The following is a 17,519-nucleotide window of genomic DNA, read 5'->3' as shown; positions in this document are numbered from 1 at the left end:
ACGGCTAACGTACCAAGTGTAAAAACTGCAGATGCCGTTCGTACTGATCAAGGATGTCGTTGATGATCTGATCCTTGGTGTAACCCACCAGATCGTAGTCCTGACTGCCTTCGCTCAAATGCACTTCTGCCCGGTAGTAACGACGGTTGTTAAGTTGCTTGGACCCCATGCCGCCTCGGGCAAAGGATGGCGTGAAATAGCCGCGCATCTGCACCTGATAAATAAACGGATGCTGTTCACCGTGACCGATTTCCAGGCTGACGCTGTCGTTGGCCGGGTCCGGTTGCGTGATCACATTCAAACCCTTCTCGACGAACACCGCCGACACTTCCTCAATCGCCGGGCGCACCGTCGAATCCAGAAAACGGTACACCTCATCGCGGGACGGGAAGTGCACCGCCTGACTCAAGCGCTGACGCCAGCCACCGCGTCGTGAGCCGGCCACCGGCGCCAGGGAATGCAGTTGCGCGATCTGCTTCTGGGACTCCAGGTAGAACGCCTTGTGCAGCCCCCACATCATCAACAGCAAGATCAGCGAGAACGGCAGCGAGGTCAGCACCACTGCCGACTTCAATGCATCGATACTGCCGGAGAACAGCAGCGCACTGGTCACCAGCGCGGTCATCGCGCCCCAGAACACCCGCAACCATTTCGGCCCATCTTCATCCGGGTTGCCCCCCTTGGCGGACAACGTCGACAGCACCACCGTGCCGGAGTCGGCCGAAGTGACGAAGAACACGAAGCTGATGAACACCGTCACGGCGATCACGGTTTTGCTCCACGGGTAGGTTTCCAGCAGCAGGTAAAGGGTCATCGACGGGTTGTCGATGGCCGACATGCCGAGCGCACTCATGCCGTGGTTGAGCACTTGATCGATGGCGCTGTTACCAAAGATCGACATCCACGCCAGGGTGAAGCCGAGTGGGATCAACAGCACGCCGAAGACGAATTCACGGATGGTGCGGCCACGGGAAATCCGCGCGATGAACAGGCCCACGAACGGCGACCACGCGATCCACCAGGCCCAATAGAACACCGTCCAGCCGCCGAGCCAGTCGCTGGGTTTGTCGTAGGCGTACAGATCAAAACTCTTCATCGGCAAGGCGCCGAGGTAGTCGCCGATGTTCTGGATCAGCGTGTTCAACAGGTGCTGTGTGGGGCCGGCGAACAACACGAACAGCAGCAGCGCGCAGGCCAGCAGCATGTTGATGTCGGACATTACCCGCACGCCTTTATCGACGCCGGACACCGCGACGATGATCGCCGCGCCCATCATCAGCGTGATCAGGCCGACCTGAATCCATTGGGTGTGGGCGATGCCGAACAGGTAATCCAGCCCTGAGTTGAGGTGCAGCACACCGAAACCCATGTCTGCACCGAGGCCGAACACCGTGGCAATGATGCCGAAGCCGTCCACCGCATAACCGATGGGGCCGTTGATGCGCTTGCCGATCAATGGATACAGCGCCGAACGCAGCGCCAGCGGCAGGTTGTGACGGTAGGCAAAGTAAGCCAGAGCCATGCCGACAAATGCGAACACGCCCCAGCCGTGCAGGCCCCAGTGCAGAAACAGAATCTGCATCGCCTGACGTGCCGCATCCGCCGTACCGGCCTCGCCTTGCGGTGGTTGCGCCAAGTGGGTCAACGGTTCGGACACGCAAAAGAAAAACAGCGTGATGCTGATCCCGGCGGCGAACAGCATGCCGGCCCAGGACAGGTAACTGAATTCGGGCTCGTCGTGGTCGGCACCGAGCTTGATCTTGCCGTAGCCGGACAAGGCGGTGACCACCACGAAGACCAGATACAGGGTCATCGCGAGCATGTAGTACCAGCCGACCGTATTGGCCGCCCAGTTTTGCGCCGCCAGCAACCAGGCCCCGGCCTGTTCAGGCATGGCGATAACGGCAATGCCGAAGAGCAGAATGAAGCTCGCCGAGAAGTAAAACACTGGCGGGTTCATGCGGACCAGGCCGCTGGGTGGAAGGGACGATGCACTCATGAAACGTGCACCTCGAAGGGATAAAACATGGCTGTAGAAATCAGACTCAGCAAAGGCAAGCCTCCTGTTGTGAGCGGGCAGCAAACTGCCGATTTAACTTGAATGAACGTTCAAGTTAAACATGGATAGGGGACTAAGGACTAATTCCAAGGCTCGGCGGTACTGTTCGTACGCTAGCTCAAGGATGGGTAAGAGGAGGGTTTTTGAGGATTCGTTCAGTTGAGGTTTAGCTAAATGCCTTTATCTCGGCCCGGCTTGAAATCCAATCGCGAGCAAGCTCGCGATGAGGCCGGATCAGTCAATCGAGATTCCAGATCTACTTCTGCGTCCCATCATCATGCTGCAAATTCGCCTGCGTCAGGTTGCACCCTGCTGGCACGCTACGGGTCAGCCAGACGTTACCGCCAATGGTAGAGCCCTTGCCAATCGTGATCCGCCCCAAAATCGTTGCCCCGGCATAGATCACCACATCATCCTCGACAATCGGATGCCGCGGATGACCCTTCTGCAGCTGACCGTCTTCATCGGACGGGAAGCGCTTGGCGCCCAGTGTGACCGCCTGATAGATCCGCACCCGCTCACCGATAATCGCGGTCTCCCCGATCACCACGCCCGTCCCGTGATCAATGAAGAAGCTGCGACCGATCTGCGCACCAGGGTGAATGTCGATACCGGTGGCCGAGTGAGCGATTTCCGAGCTGATGCGCGCCAGCAACGGCAACCCGGCGCGGTACAAATGGTGGGCCAGGCGATGGTGAATCACCGCCAGAATGCCCGGGTAGCAGAGCAATACCTCATCAACACTGCGCGCCGCCGGGTCGCCGTGATAGGCCGCCAGAACATCGCTATCCAGCAACCTGCGCAGCCCTGGCAAGGCGAGCGCGAAGTCCTGAATGATCTGAATGGTGTTTGCCTCGATCTCAGCGTCTGCCTGCTGACTGTGGCGAGCGGCATAGCGCAATTCGAGCCGCGCCTGCGCCAGCAGCGCGTTCAACGCCACATCAAGGGTGTGGCCGACGTAGAAGTTTTCACTCTCTTCGCGCAAATCCACCGGCCCCAGGCGCATCGGGAACAGCGCCCCGCAGAGCGCTTCAAGAATCTGCGCCATGGCCGCACGCGAAGGTAATTCACGCCCGCCCTGCTCGGTACTGGCACGACCATTTTGTGCGCGCCACTCGTCACGCGCCGCGCGCAGTTGGCTGACGATGGTCTGCAATTGCCAATGACTGGAACGCTCGCTCACGGTAAAAACTCCTCACGGGCGGCCGGACTGTCTGGCCGCGCTGACGGCGTTTACTTTACGGCAAGGTCTTGAGGCCGAATTAAGAACCAATTGTGCAGAGCTCAGAATCTTTGGCTATAAGCGATTGGCGGTTGCCCAGGCAAATGGGCGTGCCTATAGTCCTGACAATCTTTCTGCGCCAGTACGGACCCATGATCAAACAACAGCTCGCTCGCTTTAACCGTCTCGATTTACTCGGCCACCCTACCGCCCTGGAAAAACTTGAACGCTTGTCGACCTGGCTGGGCCGCGATGTGTACGTCAAACGCGATGACCTGACGCCGCTGGCAATGGGCGGCAACAAGCTGCGCAAGCTTGAATATCTCGCCGCCGATGCACTGGCACAAGGTGCCGACACGCTCATCACCGCGGGCGCGCTCCAGTCCAACCATGTACGCCAGACAGCTGCCATTGCCGCCAAACTGGGCCTGGGTTGCGTCGCGCTGCTGGAAAACCCTTTGGGCACCGGCGACGCCAACTATGTCGGCAACGGCAATCGCCTGTTGCTGGACCTGTTCGATGCCAAGGTCGAGCTGGTGGAAAACCTCGATAACGCCGACGAGCAATTGCAAGCCCTGGCCGAGCGCCTGCGCAACAACGGCAAGAAGCCGTACCTGGTGCCGATTGGTGGTTCGAATGCCTTGGGCGCGTTGGGTTATGTACGCGCCGGGCTGGAACTGGCCGAGCAGATCAAGGATACCGGCCTGAAGTTTGCCGCCGTGGTCCTTGCATCGGGCAGCGCCGGCACCCACAGCGGTCTGGCGCTGGCGCTGAGTGAAGCATTGCCGGAATTGCCAGTGATCGGCGTCACGGTTTCACGTAGCGATGAAGATCAGCGACCGAAAGTCCAGGGCCTCGCCGAGCGTACGGCCGAGCTGCTGGGCGTGCAGCTGCCAGCGAGTTTCAAAATTGAACTGTGGGACGAATATTTCGGCCCGCGCTATGGTGAGCCGAATGCCGGAACACTGGCGGCGGTGAAGCTACTGGCGAGTCAGGAAGGTTTGCTCCTGGACCCGGTCTACACCGGCAAGGCCATGGCCGGGTTGCTGGACGGGATTGGACGCGGGCGCTTCAATGAGGGACCGATTGTTTTCCTGCACACCGGTGGCGCACCGGCGTTGTTTGCCTACAAAGACTTTTTATAGTCGATCACATATGCTACTTGGGAATAAACAGAGCAATATTGAGTATTTTCCAATCTAAAGGCGTCATCATATAGTCGCGCCGCAGGCGAATTTGCAGCGAGACGCATATGCTGCTTTAGGGCAGGATATGCAGTCGTCCAAATCCCGAATTTGCCAACTTTCCTAAAGCGTCTTCCATAAGAAAACACAGGGGCTTGTCATGAATTTTTCCGCACTACGTCGAAACCTGCTGGTCGGTTCACTGGGCCTGGCGCTGAGCGCCGGTTTGCTGGGCCAGGCGGTTGCTGGTGATCAGCTGCAAAAAATCAAAGACGCTGGCGTGATCAACGTCGGTCTGGAAGGCACTTATCCACCGTTCAGCTTCGTCGACGCCGACGGCAAACTGTCCGGCTTCGAAGTCGAGTTCTCCGAAGCCCTGGCCAAAGAGCTGGGTGTGAAGGCCAAACTGCAACCGACCAAATGGGACGGCATCCTCGCAGCGCTGGAATCCAAGCGTCTGGACGTGGTGATCAACCAGGTGACCATCTCCGAAGAGCGCAAGAAGAAGTATGACTTCTCCACGCCATATACCGTCTCCGGGATTCAGGCGCTGACCCTGACCAAGAACAAAGACACCGTCAAGACCGCCGCCGACCTGGCTGGCAAAAAAGTCGGTGTAGGCCTGGGCACCAACTACGAGCAATGGGTCAAGGAGAACGTTCCACAAGCCGTTATCAAGACCTATGACGATGATCCGACCAAGTTCCAGGACCTGCGCGTCGGCCGCATCGACGTTATTCTGATCGACCGCCTTGCCGCGCTGGAATACGCCAAAAAGGCCAAGGATACTTCCGCCGCCGGCGAAGCGTTCTCCCGCCAGGAAGCCGGTATTGCCCTGCGCAAAGGCGAGCCTGAGTTGCTTGCAGCAATCGACAAGGCCATCGACAAGCTGCGTGCCGACGGTACGCTGAAAAAGCTTTCGGAAAAATACTTCAGCGCTGACGTCACTCAATAATGGAAGAAGCTTTCAAACTCGCACTGGATTCCGCGCCCTTTCTGCTCAAGGGCGCGTACTACACAGTGATCCTCAGCCTGGGCGGGATGTTTTTCGGCCTGGTGATGGGTTTCGGCCTGGCGCTGATGCGCCTGTCGCGCTTCAAGCTGGTGAGCTGGATCGCCCGCATCTACGTGTCGTTCTTTCGCGGCACGCCGTTGCTGGTGCAACTGTTCGTGATCTATTACGGCTTGCCGCAACTGGGCATCGAACTTGATCCGCTGCCGGCGGCCCTGATCGGCTTTTCGCTGAACATGGCCGCCTACGCCTGCGAAATCCTCCGTGCCGCGATCAGCTCCATCGAGCGCGGCCAGTGGGAAGCTGCCGCGAGTATCGGCATGACCCGTGCGCAAACCCTGCGTCGGGCCATCCTGCCGCAAGCGATGCGCACGGCCTTGCCGCCGCTGGGTAACAGCTTCATTTCGCTGGTCAAGGACACGGCGCTGGCCGCCACCATTCAGGTGCCGGAACTGTTCCGTCAGGCGCAGCTGATTACCGCCCGCACCTTTGAAATTTTCACCATGTATCTTGCCGCCGCGCTGATCTACTGGATTCTGGCCACGGTGCTGTCGCACCTGCAGAACAAGTTGGAAGAGCGGGTCAATCGGCACGACCAGGAGTCCTGACCCCATGATTGTCGTGGAAAAACTGACAAAGCAGTTCAAGGGTCAAGTCGTGCTCAACGGCATCGATCTGCAAGTGAAGGAAGGCGAGGTCGTGGCGATCATCGGGCCTAGCGGCTCGGGTAAAACCACGTTTCTGCGCTGCCTGAATTTTCTCGAAGAACCTACCAGCGGCCGGATCAAGGTCGGTGACATCGAGATCGATGGCAGCCGTCCGCTGAACCAGCAGCAAGGTTTGGTTCGACGCCTGCGTCAACACGTCGGCTTCGTGTTCCAGAACTTCAATCTGTTCCCACACCGCACCGCGCTGGAAAACGTCATCGAAGGCCCGATCATCGTGAAGAAGATCCCGCACGCCGAAGCCGTTGCCCTGGGCAAAAAGCTCCTGGCAAAGGTCGGTCTGGCGGGCAAGGAAGATGCTTACCCGCGACGACTCTCCGGTGGTCAGCAACAGCGTGTGGCGATTGCCCGCGCGCTGGCGATGGAGCCGGAAGTGATCCTGTTCGATGAGCCGACTTCGGCGCTCGATCCGGAACTGGTGGGTGAAGTGTTGGCGACTATCCGCGGCCTGGCCGAGGAGAAACGCACCATGGTCATCGTCACCCACGAAATGGGCTTCGCCCGGGACGTGGCCAATCGCGTGGTGTTTTTCGACAAGGGAGTAATCGTCGAGCAAGGCGAATCAAAAGCGTTGTTTGCCAACCCGAAAGAAGAGCGGACAAAACAGTTCCTCAGCAAGTTCCTGAACAACACTCACGCCTGAGAAGCATCATCACTACTTGTTAACTTCCATGGACGGAAGTGACAACTATCCCCCTGGTAAAATATCTTCCGCCCTACTCGCCACATTCGCACTTTAAATAATCCAACTGACGCCTTGTGCGGTACATATATATGTCCTGCAACAGATCTTTCTCGCCTAGAATTCGCTAAACCCGACGCTCGCCACCGAGCGAGCCCAAGCCACCATCTGCGTCGCACACCGCTAAATTCGTGGCCATGTTCGACAGCGCGCTGCGGCATATTAACTTCAGCCTGTAGGATTATTCTGAATAACAGGAGATCCAACACTTAACTAGCCAGCTCTATTGACACCTATTCAAGCGCACTCTTATCTAGTCACCAACAGGCGTAAACCTTTGCACTTCAGCATTATTCAACATTCAAATAACAAGCAGATTTGTTGCTGGGTAATGCACGCCTTTTAATCTTTCAGAAACGGAACTTCGCTGCAAGGCTTCAAGGAGAAACCCCCATGACAAGCACTTCGAATACACCCGAACTTGCGGCCCCGACCCTGGCGCAATCGCACAAGGCCGGCGTCAACTTGAAATCGGCGGCTCATCTCATGATCGACGTGGTGCCCTACCCCGGGATGGACGCAGGCGATCTCATCGAACTGTACTGGAACAACTGCTACGTCGCCTCCAGGGTGTTGACTGCCGACGACCGCGGCAACGTGCTCAGTCTGCGAGTGCCGGAAAGCTTCATTGCCAACGGTTACGCACGCATCCACTACAAGATTATGCAAGTTGGGCTAGGACCCGCGTTGTCACCGGCGACGCGCGTCCAGATCAAACTGGATTGCCCTGGCGGCCCGCCATCGGCGCAGTGCGGCGACGAAAACCAGAGCCTGGCGCCCGTGAGCCTCCCCGAGACCATCCGCCGCCAAGGGGTCAATCCGAATCAAATCAAACGCGGCGTACCGTTGACCATCGAGCCTTACCTGAACATGGCCACCGACGACGAAATCACCTTGCGCTGGGGCGATGTGCGCATGGACCTCCCCCGACTCAAGGCAGGAGAAGTGGGGCAGCCGATTCAGGTCTGGGTGCCGCCGGAGATAATCCTCGAAGCCGGCGAAGACCTGCGGCTGGAAGTGACGTATTGCATCCTCGACCGCGTGGGTAACAACTCGCGCTGGGCACCGCCACGCTGGCTGAAGATTGGCTGTGCCAATCCTTATCTGAAAGTGCCATTGAGAGAGGAGCTCAAGGCAGCAGAAGAGTCCCGGAAAAAGTGAAGAACTCATCCTGTGGGAGCGTTCAACCTACCGATGCCCCTTCTATGTATATTCCTAAAAGTTAGTTTATTTATTTTTTGTACGCGCTTAGGGTATATGTACCGGACCACCGGACATTCTTGATTTTATTCGTCGCCCACCACGCGGCGATCCCATGAGATGTGAGGTAGGTATGGTCCGGAACACAATCACCCCAGTGCAGATCGCCAGGGCATTGCGTGCAGCCAAGGAGCGGCACTGATGTCCAGTCTGGCAGATGCAATCGTTCAGAGTGATCTGGACGTCGCCCCGTTGTTGTTGCCCGCACAGGTCTTGCGCAACGACGCGCAAGCCATCGAAGCCGCCCATGAACTGGCACACGTCGCCCGTCTTCACGCGGCCAAACGTGACCGCCAGCGCAAGTTGCCATGGGCGGAAATCGAACAGTTCACCCGCAGCGGCTTAGGCAGCATTGCCATCCCGCGTGAATACGGCGGCCCACAGGTTTCGTTCGTCACACTCGCCGAGGTTTTCGCGATCATTTCCGCGGCAGACCCGGCGTTGGGACAGATCCCGCAGAACCAGTTCGGCATTCTCAACCTGGTGCTGGGCAGCGCCACTGAAGCGCAGAAAACACAGCTGTTCAAAAGCGTGCTCGATGGCTGGCGCATCGGCAATGCGGGCCCCGAGCGCGGCACTAAAAACACCCTGGAACTCAAGGCGCGAATCACCGCTGACGGCGACAGCTTTGTCCTCAATGGCCAGAAGTTTTACTCCACGGGCGCGCTGTTCGCCCACTGGGTTGCGGTCAAAGCGTTGAACGATGACGGCAAGCAGGTGCTGGCCTTCGTCCGTCGCGGTACGCCGGGCCTGCGCATCGTTGATGACTGGTCGGGCTTCGGTCAGCGCACCACCGCCAGCGGCACTATTTTGCTCAATAACGTGCGGGTCGATGCCGAACTGGTGGTGGATAACTGGAAGATCAACCAGAAGCCGAACCTCCAGGGCGCCGTGTCGCAACTGATTCAAGCTGCGATCGACGCCGGGATCGCCCGGGGCGCCATCGATGATGCCATCGAGTTCGTGAAAACCAGCGCTCGTCCGTGGATCGATGCCAAGGTCGAACGGGCCAGCGATGACCTGTACGTGATTGCTGATATCGGCAAGTTGAAAATCGAGCTGCACGCCGCCGAAGCGCTGCTGCGCAAGGCCGGGCAGGTGCTCGATCAGGTCAACGCCGCGCCACTCACGGCAGAGTCTGCGGCTCGCGCCTCGATTGCCGTGGCCGAAGCCAAAGTGCTGACCACCGAGATCTCGCTGCTGGCCAGTGAAAAGCTCTTCGAGCTGGCCGGCAGCCGCGCCACCCTCGCCGAGTTCAACCTCGACCGCCACTGGCGCAATGCCCGCGTGCACACGCTGCACGACCCGGTGCGCTGGAAATATCACGCGGTCGGCACCTATCACCTCAATGGCACGCTACCGGCGCGGCATTCCTGGATCTGATGACCAGAACCCTTTTGACCAGATCTCTGGAGAAACACATGACTTATTCCCACCACGTCGCGGTCATAACCAGCGATGAGCAAGCCCTGGTCGTCGCCAGTGATCTGGCCGACGACTTCAAACGCGACAGCGCACTGCGCGACCGCGAACGCCGTTTGCCACACCCGGAACTGGAGGTGTTTTCCCGCTCGGGCCTCTGGGGTATCAGCGTACCGAAGGAGTATGGCGGCGCCGGCGTGTCCAACGTGACGCTGGCCAAGGTGATCGCCTTGATTGCCCAGGCTGACGGTTCCCTCGGGCAAATCCCGCAGAACCATTTTTATGCCCTCGAAGTGCTGCGCGTGAACGGCAGCCATGCGCAGAAACAACGTCTGTACGCCGAAGTCCTGGCCGGCCAACGCTTCGGCAATGCGCTCGCCGAACTGGGTACGAAAACCGCTCACGACCGCGTCACCAGCCTCAAGCGCTACGGCGACGGCTATCGCATCAACGGTCGCAAGTTTTACTCGACCGGCGCGATTTACGCACAACGCATCCCGACCTCGGTGGTGGATGAAAACGGTGTGCAGCAACTGGTGTTCGTGCCGCGCGACAGCCAAGGTCTGACGGTCATCGACGATTGGAGCGGCTTTGGCCAGCGCACCACCGGCAGCGGTTCGGTAGTGTTCGAAGACGTGTATGTGGCGGCCGAGGACGTGCTCCCGTTCCAAAGCGCTTTCGAACGCCCGACCACCGTCGGCCCGTTGGCGCAAATCCTCCACGCCGCCATCGACACCGGCATCGCCCGCGCGGCCTATGAAGATGCGCTGCACTTTGTGCGCACCAAAACCCGGCCATGGATTGACGCCACGCATGAAAAAGCCACCGAAGACCCGCTGACCATTAAGAGTTTTGGTCACTTGAGCATTCGCTTGCATGCAACTGAAGCCCTGCTGGAACGCTCCGGCGAATTCCTCGACAAGGCTCAAGCAGAGACCAACGCCGAAACGGTCGCCGCCGCCTCGATTGCCGTCGCCGAAGCTCGCGCCATCAGCACCGAAATCTCCCTCGCCGCCGGCAGCACGCTGTTCGAATTGGCGGGCAGCCAGGCGACGCTGATCGAGCACGGACTGGATCGCCACTGGCGCAACGCCCGCGTGCACACCTTGCACGACCCTGTGCGCTGGAAGTATCACGCGGTGGGCAACTACTACCTGAACGATGAAAACCCTCCGTTACGAGGGACCATCTGATGGCCAACGGCAAAAAGAAGATCCTGCTCAACGCGTTCAACATGAACTGCATCGGGCACATCAACCATGGCCTGTGGACGCATCCGCGGGACAATTCCACGCAGTACAAAACGATTGAATACTGGACAGAACTGGCACAACTGCTGGAGCGCGGGCTGTTCGACGGTTTGTTCATCGCCGACATCGTAGGCGTGTACGACGTCTACCAGAACTCGGTGGATGTGCCGCTGAAAGAGTCAATCCAACTGCCGGTCAACGACCCGTTGCTGCTGGTGTCGGCCATGGCCGCCGTGACCAAAAACCTCGGCTTCGGCCTGACCGCCAACCTCACTTACGAACCGCCGTACCTGTTCGCCCGACGCATGTCGACGCTCGATCACCTGAGCCGTGGCCGGGTCGGCTGGAACATCGTCACCGGCTACCTCGACAGCGCCGCCAAGGCCATGGGCCTGAGCGAGCAGGTCGAGCACGACCGTCGTTACGACCAGGCCGATGAATACCTGGAGGTGCTCTACAAACTCTGGGAAGGCAGTTGGGAAAACGGCGCGGTGCTCAACGACCGCGAGCAACGGATCTACGCGCAGCCGGAGAAAGTGCACAAGGTTGAGCACAAGGGCGAGTTCTATCAGGTTGAGGGTTATCACCTGTGCGAGCCGTCACCGCAGCGCACACCGGTGTTGTTCCAGGCCGGCAGTTCGGATCGCGGCTTGCTGTTCGCCGGGCGCCATGCCGAGTGCGTATTCATCAGCGGCCAGAACAAACCGTCGACCAAAACCCAGGTGGACAAGGTTCGCGCCAGCGCCGTCGAAGCCGGACGCAACCCCGAGGACATCAAGGTGTTCATGGGGCTGAACGTGATTGTCGGCGCCACTGAAGAGCTTGGCTGGAAGAAGCACGCGGAATATCTGAGCTATGCCAGTGCCGAGGCCGGTGTGGCGCATTTTTCGGCGTCGACCGGGATCGATTTTTCCGAATACGCCATCGACGAACCGATCCAGTACGTGAAGAGCAACGCGATCCAGTCGGCGACCAAAAACCTCCAAAACAATGACTGGACCCGCCGCAAACTGCTTGAGCAACACGCCCTCGGTGGCCGCTACATCACCGTGGTGGGTTCGCCGGAGCAAGTGGCGGACGAACTGGAATCGTGGATCGCCGAAACCGGCCTGGACGGCTTCAACCTGACACGGATTGTCACCCCGGAAAGCTACGTGGATTTCATTGAACTGGTGATTCCGGAGTTGCAGCGTCGCGGGTCGTACAAGACTGCTTATGACGACGGGAGCTTGCGGGAGAAGCTGTTTCACGGCGCAGCGCATTTGCCTGAGCAACACACTGGTTCGGCTTTTCGACACTAAAAGCTTCGCTGGCAAGCCAGCTCCTACGGTCGATCTGTGGCGTTCACAGAACCCTGTAGGAGCTGGCTTGCCAGCGATGAGGCCCCAATAAACAACCCACATCTAATGCCCTGACTGGAATAACCATCATGACCAAGAACTACCTCACTCACCCAGTCAAAGCACTGGCCCTGGCCCTCGGCCTGTTCAGCTCGGCGGTATTTGCCGCCGACGCGCCGTTGAAAATCGGCACCACCGCCGCCTTCGCCATCCCCCTGGAAGCCGCCGTCGAAGAAGCCAAAAAACAAGGCCTGCAAGTCGACCTGGTGGAGTTCAGCGACTGGATCGCCCCCAACGTCAGCCTCGCGGCCGGCGACATCGACGTAAACTATTTCCAGCACGTGCCATTCCTGGAAAACGCCAAGGCCGCTGCCGGTTTTGACCTGGTGCCGTTCGCGCCGGGGATCATCAACAACGTCGGCCTCTACTCGAAAAAATACAAAAGCTTTGACGAACTCCCGCAAGGCGCCAGCGTGGCCATCGCCAACGACCCAATCAACAGCGGACGCGGTCTGCAACTGCTGGCCAAGGCGGGTCTGATCACGCTGAAACCGGGCGTCGGCTACAAGGCCACCGAAGACGACATCATCGCCAACCCGAAGAACATCAAAATCCTTCAGGTCGAAGCCGTGCAACTGGTGCGCGCCTACGACGATGCTGATCTGGTCCAGGGCTACCCGGCCTATATCCGCCTGGCGAAGACCTTCGATGCCGGCTCTGCCCTGCTATTCGACGGCCTTGACCACAAGGAATACGTGATCCAGTTCGTGATCCAGCCCAAGAGCAAAACCGACCCGCGCCTGATCAAGTTCGTCGACATTTACCAGCACTCGCCCGCCGTTCGCGCAGCCTTGGACAAGGCCCATGGCAAGCTGTATCAAGCCGGTTGGGAAAGCTGAGAATGACAGCTGCCACCCAATTGCGACTGGAGATTCCAGAGCTCAAAAACGCCCGACACACCGAACTGCACCCGGAGCTCAATCGGGCGCATGTGCGCTTCATCGGTCTGGGCAAAACCTACAACGGCCAGCAAGGGCCGGTGGCGGCGTTGCACGGCATCGACCTGGCGATCCAGCACGGTGAAGTGTTCGGCATTATCGGCCGCAGCGGTGCCGGCAAATCGTCGCTGATCCGCACCATCAACCGCCTGGAGCAACCGAGCACCGGGCGCGTGCTGATCGATCAGGTGGACATCGGCGAGTTCGATGAAGACCGCCTGGTGGCGCTGCGTCGACGGATCGGCATGATCTTCCAGCACTTCAACCTGATGTCGGCCAAAACGGTGTGGCAAAACGTCGAGCTGCCGCTGAAAGTCGCCGGTGTACCCAAGGACCAACGCGAGCAGAAGGTTCGCGAACTGCTGGAATTGGTGGGCCTGCAAGGCAAGCACACGGCCTATCCGGCGCAGCTGTCAGGAGGGCAGAAACAGCGCGTCGGCATCGCTCGCGCGTTGGTGCATGACCCGGCGATTCTGCTGTGTGACGAAGCCACTTCAGCGCTGGACCCGGAGACCACCCAATCGATCCTCGGCCTGCTGCGCGAGATCAACCAGCGCCTGGGCCTGACCATCGTCCTGATCACCCACGAGATGGCAGTGATCCGTGATATTTGCGACCGCGTCGTGGTGCTCGAACACGGCAAAATCGTCGAGCAAGGGCCGGTGTGGGAAGTCTTCGGCAACCCGCAGCATGAGGTGAGCAAAACCTTGCTCGCCCCCCTGCAACACGCCCTGCCGGCAGAACTGCAAAGCCGTTTGCGCCCACTACCGCCATCCTCGGACGCCGCTGTTGTGCTGCGCTTGCAGTTCACCGGCAGTGCCACCGACGAGCCGGACCTGGCCGCGTTGTTCAGCGCCCTCGGTGGTCGCGTGCGCTTGCTGCAAGGTGGCGTGGAACGGATTCAGGGCCATGCATTAGGGCAGTTGTTGTTGGCGGTCACCGGTTCGCCTTTCGATGCCGAGGATCTGTGCCAACGCGCCAGCCAGTGGGCGCAACAGGTGGAGGTGTTGGGTTATGTGGTTTGATCGCTTGCTGCAAGGCTTTATCGACACCTTCCTGATGGTCGGCGTGTCGTCTTTGATCGCGCTGCTGGTGGGCATTCCGCTGGCGGTGTTTCTGGTCACCAGTTCCAAGGGTGGTATCTACGAAGCACCGACACTGAACCGTGCCTTGGGTGCGTTCGTGAACCTGTTTCGCTCGATTCCGTTCTTGATTTTGATGGTGGCGCTGATTCCGTTTACCCGACTTATCGTCGGCACCACGTATGGCGTCTGGGCGGCTGTCGTGCCGCTGACCATCGCCGCAACGCCGTTCTTTGCGCGGATTGCCGAAGTCAGTTTGCGTGAGGTGGATTTCGGCTTGATCGAAGCCGCGCAGGCAATGGGCTGCCGGCGTTGGCACATTGTCTGGCATGTGCTGCTGCCGGAAGCGCTGCCGGGGATTGTCGGAGGGTTCACGATTACGCTGGTGACGATGATCAACTCCTCGGCCATGGCCGGGGCGATTGGGGCTGGTGGGTTGGGCGACATTGCCTATCGGTATGGGTATCAGCGTTTTGACAGCCAGATCATGTTGACAGTGATTGTGTTGCTGGTGGTGTTGGTGGCAATCATTCAACTGGGCGGGGATCGGTTGGCGCGGGGGCTTAACAAGCGCTGAACCTGCTGCGACTGTCGAGCTTTTGTGGCGAGGGAGCTTGCTCCCGCTCGACCGGGCTGGCGCACCAGTGAGCAGCAATCACAAACCTGCCAACTTGATTTATGTGACACACATCATTGAATGGTTTGAGGGCAGTTCTGCAAATAATGCGAGAAAAAAATCAAAAACCGCAGCTCCTATTTTTGGGAAACAAACCTGCCCTTTCGCGTCCCTTGTGGATAGACGGAGCGCGTTGCCTTGTCCAGATGACCGCCCTGGCGCACAAAATTGACTGTTTCATTGTTACGGCGACTGCGCATCCAGGTGATCCATCCCAACAGCTCAGGGTGCCCCAGCACTTCGATCAACAACAAAAACTGCTCACGCCAGCGTGTGCTTGCGCCCATGCCCAACCCTGAGCGCCGTTTCAGATCCTGGATACTTTCGCCATCCATCACTCCTTTCATGAAATCGACCCACAGCTCAGCTCGAATCATCCCGGCCAGCGGAGTCCCGGACAGAATGGAAAAGCAGGTCACGCAGGGATCACATTTGAACTTTGGGCGAATACCTTTAATTCGGTAGGTCCTCGTCCCCCCACATCTTGGACACGTCGCGTGCTGTGCGTTCAGCATCGTTTCGATCCAAGTGATGACCGCTTGCTGTTGCGCCGCAATGTGCTCGGGCGGTTGCAGATTTTCCCGGTAATGGCGTGTCGTCCACCACTGGTGCAAATCCGGACACTCCTCAGCCATGACCTCCCTGACTGCCTGCCCCCAACTGAAGTAGACCTTATGGTTCACCCCCAAACGAGGCGCTATCTGGACGCTGGACCAACCCGCCAGCAGGTACACCGCAAACGTTGACCACAGGTCCATCCGGCGCAGGTGTGCGAAGGGCGAATCGCTCAAACTGTTGCAGCTCTTGCGGCAGGAACAGCAGCGGTAACGCGGGAGTCGTTGTCGGGCCAGATGAGTCTGGCGGGTCAAGTTGGTATTGCCACACCAAGGGCAATATTTCACTCGCTGATACGGTAATTCGTGCAGATAGCGGATCAAGCGATTGGCGTCGGGGCGAAGGCTTACCGGGAAGCACACGTCGTAATCCGGTAGATCAGCGTGTCCGGGGGTTGGTGTGGAGGAAGGTGAAGGCATGACAGTCTCTAAGACCTTTCCAACAGTAACGGTTGCTCGACCATCGTGGCCAGTTCTTCCTCGCGTTTGGCGATGGCTTGTTCCAGTTCCGGGGACCGTTTGGCCCACTGTTTCGGGGAGAGTGGTTTTGACCATTCGATGATCTCGGGATAAGGCAAGCTGCGGATATCCAGTGCGGGCTCTGTGGTTGCAGATTTGTTTTTACGTTTAAACAGTTTCCTAAACATCGACCGTCGCCATTTCGTCTCGGGTGAATAACCAGAACGGGGCCTTCCCTGTGCCGTTCGGCAAGCTCTCCACCGGGGCCTGCTCAAGGTCGATCAATGCAACCCCGCCGCTTTGCAGGCATCGACAAAGTTCACGCCTTTTTTGTCCATGGCGGTTTTGACCAGTGCGTTGGCTTTTTGCAGCGCGGGGCTGGGTTTGGCCCATTGTTCGGGGGGGAGCGGTTGGGACCAGACTTGCACGCGTTCGGGCAGGGTCGGGCGACCCTTGCGGTGGGCCCATTCGGCGATCAGGTAGGGCATTTTCCAGAAGACAAACACTCGGCGGATGTACCAGAAGCGTAAGGGCCATCGGGATCGTTTGGAGTATCCCCAGCGCTGTCGCTGTTCGGGTGTCAAATCGCCTCCGCCATCGTCAAGACGCCCTAGCGCTCTCGCGTCAAGCCGTTCAATCTCAAACGTATGCAGTCCTTCATAGGGCTTGAGTTCGTCTTCGGTCAGAGTGATGCCTAACGCAGCGAGCATGGGGTTGGGCGTCTCCACCAACGCCCCCTCTTCCATGTAGTTGCGGATGGAGGTCCACATGCCCAGCGCATGGGCATCGCTGGGTTGGGCCGACAGCACAAACTGCACCGTGTCGTGCTCTTCGTCTTCCAGTCCCATGCCAAAGGTGTGGTCGCGCATGGCGCCATAGCTGGTGACGCCCTGACTGCTCGCGACCCAGGCCACCACACTTTCCCATGGGACGATCAGCACGCGATGGGTGGTGTTGTCGATGTAGCAGACTTCGCGGCGTTGGCGGTTGAATCGGACTGGATAGCTTTTGGCCGAGGCGAAGACGCCGGAGAGCATGCCGTAAACCATGGCTCCAACTGGGAAAATGGATAGAAGCGAGCCGGTGGCAAACACCTGCAAAGCATCCCCAACAATATCGAAAAACTTTCGATCAATCTCCGGAGGGCTAAATGCAACGAGCCATAGACAAATAAGCACGGGCATAACAAAAGCTGTAAACAAAACAAACCAAATTCCTGCTGCCAGGATTTTCCCCTGCTCGACTATCCCCCGGTTACTACCTCCCAGTTCTAGATAAATCTCGTTCATCTGCGAAAAATTACGGCGAGAGACTTGCGCTTGCCCGGTGTACACCGGCAACGGGGCCAGGAACAACGTTTCATTCAAACCCCTAACTCGTAGTTGCCCGGCACTGGGTCGCTGACTGCGAATATCCGGTGCAGGTTCAGCGACGACCTTGTTTTTGCGTTTGAACAGATTTTTAAACATCGACC

Annotated in this window: 16 protein-coding genes; 11 read left to right on the top strand and 5 right to left on the bottom strand. The window is 58.7% G+C overall.

The annotated features are described in order from the left end of the window. Positions 1-4 precede the first annotated feature (4 nt). Positions 5-1,960: a choline transporter BetT gene (gene betT / locus ACA048_RS01155; protein WP_497629784.1), complete on the bottom strand. Its 1,956-nt coding sequence runs from the start codon at positions 1,958-1,960 to the stop codon at positions 5-7. A 355-nt stretch (positions 1,961-2,315) separates the two neighbouring features. Then, positions 2,316-3,242, bottom strand: coding sequence for a serine O-acetyltransferase EpsC (gene epsC, locus ACA048_RS01150; RefSeq protein ID WP_497627604.1), 927 nt, complete (start codon positions 3,240-3,242; stop codon positions 2,316-2,318). A gap of 191 nt (positions 3,243-3,433) precedes the next feature. Between epsC and ACA048_RS01145 the strand changes: the two genes are divergently transcribed. The 11 genes from ACA048_RS01145 (at position 3,434) to ACA048_RS01095 (ending at position 14,873) form a co-directional block, all read left to right on the top strand. Then, on the top strand, positions 3,434-4,426 hold the full coding sequence (locus tag ACA048_RS01145; protein WP_497627603.1) for a D-cysteine desulfhydrase: 993 nt from the start codon (positions 3,434-3,436) through the stop codon (positions 4,424-4,426). A gap of 199 nt (positions 4,427-4,625) precedes the next feature. After that, complete coding sequence (gene tcyJ, locus ACA048_RS01140) at positions 4,626-5,420, top strand: cystine ABC transporter substrate-binding protein (RefSeq protein ID WP_497627602.1); 795 nt, start codon at positions 4,626-4,628, stop codon at positions 5,418-5,420. Next, on the top strand, positions 5,420-6,085 hold the full coding sequence (gene tcyL / locus ACA048_RS01135; protein WP_497627601.1) for a cystine ABC transporter permease: 666 nt from the start codon (positions 5,420-5,422) through the stop codon (positions 6,083-6,085). The genes tcyJ and tcyL overlap by 1 nt, the downstream gene beginning before the upstream one ends. Before the next feature lie 4 nt (positions 6,086-6,089). Beyond that, on the top strand, positions 6,090-6,845 hold the full coding sequence (gene tcyN, locus ACA048_RS01130; RefSeq protein ID WP_497627600.1) for an L-cystine ABC transporter ATP-binding protein TcyN: 756 nt from the start codon (positions 6,090-6,092) through the stop codon (positions 6,843-6,845). Between the two features lie 492 nt (positions 6,846-7,337). Beyond that, on the top strand, positions 7,338-8,105 hold the full coding sequence (locus ACA048_RS01125) for a hypothetical protein (RefSeq protein WP_497627599.1): 768 nt from the start codon (positions 7,338-7,340) through the stop codon (positions 8,103-8,105). A 240-nt stretch (positions 8,106-8,345) separates the two neighbouring features. Beyond that, on the top strand, positions 8,346-9,587 hold the full coding sequence (locus ACA048_RS01120; RefSeq protein WP_497627598.1) for an SfnB family sulfur acquisition oxidoreductase: 1,242 nt from the start codon (positions 8,346-8,348) through the stop codon (positions 9,585-9,587). Between the two features lie 38 nt (positions 9,588-9,625). Beyond that, on the top strand, positions 9,626-10,819 hold the full coding sequence (locus ACA048_RS01115) for an SfnB family sulfur acquisition oxidoreductase (protein ID WP_497627597.1): 1,194 nt from the start codon (positions 9,626-9,628) through the stop codon (positions 10,817-10,819). Beyond that, on the top strand, positions 10,819-12,177 hold the full coding sequence (locus ACA048_RS01110; RefSeq protein WP_497627596.1) for an LLM class flavin-dependent oxidoreductase: 1,359 nt from the start codon (positions 10,819-10,821) through the stop codon (positions 12,175-12,177). Before ACA048_RS01115 ends, ACA048_RS01110 begins: the two co-directional genes overlap by 1 nt. 128 nt (positions 12,178-12,305) lie before the next feature. Beyond that, entirely contained in the window at positions 12,306-13,115 is an 810-nt protein-coding gene (locus ACA048_RS01105; protein ID WP_497627595.1) for a MetQ/NlpA family ABC transporter substrate-binding protein, read from the top strand. Between the two features lie 2 nt (positions 13,116-13,117). Then, positions 13,118-14,239 (top strand): methionine ABC transporter ATP-binding protein, encoded by a 1,122-nt coding sequence (locus tag ACA048_RS01100; RefSeq protein ID WP_497627594.1) that lies wholly within the window; start codon positions 13,118-13,120, stop codon positions 14,237-14,239. Next, positions 14,229-14,873: a methionine ABC transporter permease gene (locus tag ACA048_RS01095; RefSeq protein WP_027922257.1), complete on the top strand. Its 645-nt coding sequence runs from the start codon at positions 14,229-14,231 to the stop codon at positions 14,871-14,873. Before ACA048_RS01100 ends, ACA048_RS01095 begins: the two co-directional genes overlap by 11 nt. A 176-nt stretch (positions 14,874-15,049) precedes the next feature. Here the strand turns inward: ACA048_RS01095 and ACA048_RS01090 are convergent, their stop codons facing one another. From ACA048_RS01090 to ACA048_RS01080, 3 genes are all read right to left on the bottom strand, one after another. Then, positions 15,050-15,763 (bottom strand): transposase, encoded by a 714-nt coding sequence (locus ACA048_RS01090; RefSeq protein ID WP_497627593.1) that lies wholly within the window; start codon positions 15,761-15,763, stop codon positions 15,050-15,052. 251 nt (positions 15,764-16,014) lie between these two features. Continuing rightward, positions 16,015-16,233, bottom strand: a complete 219-nt coding sequence (locus ACA048_RS01085; RefSeq protein ID WP_497627592.1) for a hypothetical protein — start codon at positions 16,231-16,233, stop codon at positions 16,015-16,017. 93 nt (positions 16,234-16,326) lie between these two features. Then, a complete protein-coding gene (locus tag ACA048_RS01080; protein WP_497627591.1) occupies positions 16,327-17,514 on the bottom strand; it encodes a DUF6708 domain-containing protein in 1,188 nt (395 codons plus the stop codon). Positions 17,515-17,519 lie beyond the last annotated feature (5 nt).

It is taken from the genome of Pseudomonas sp. LBUM1659, from assembly GCF_059716045.1.
Note: the sequence above shows the minus strand (reverse complement) of the source record. Positions and strands in the feature narration are given on the sequence as shown.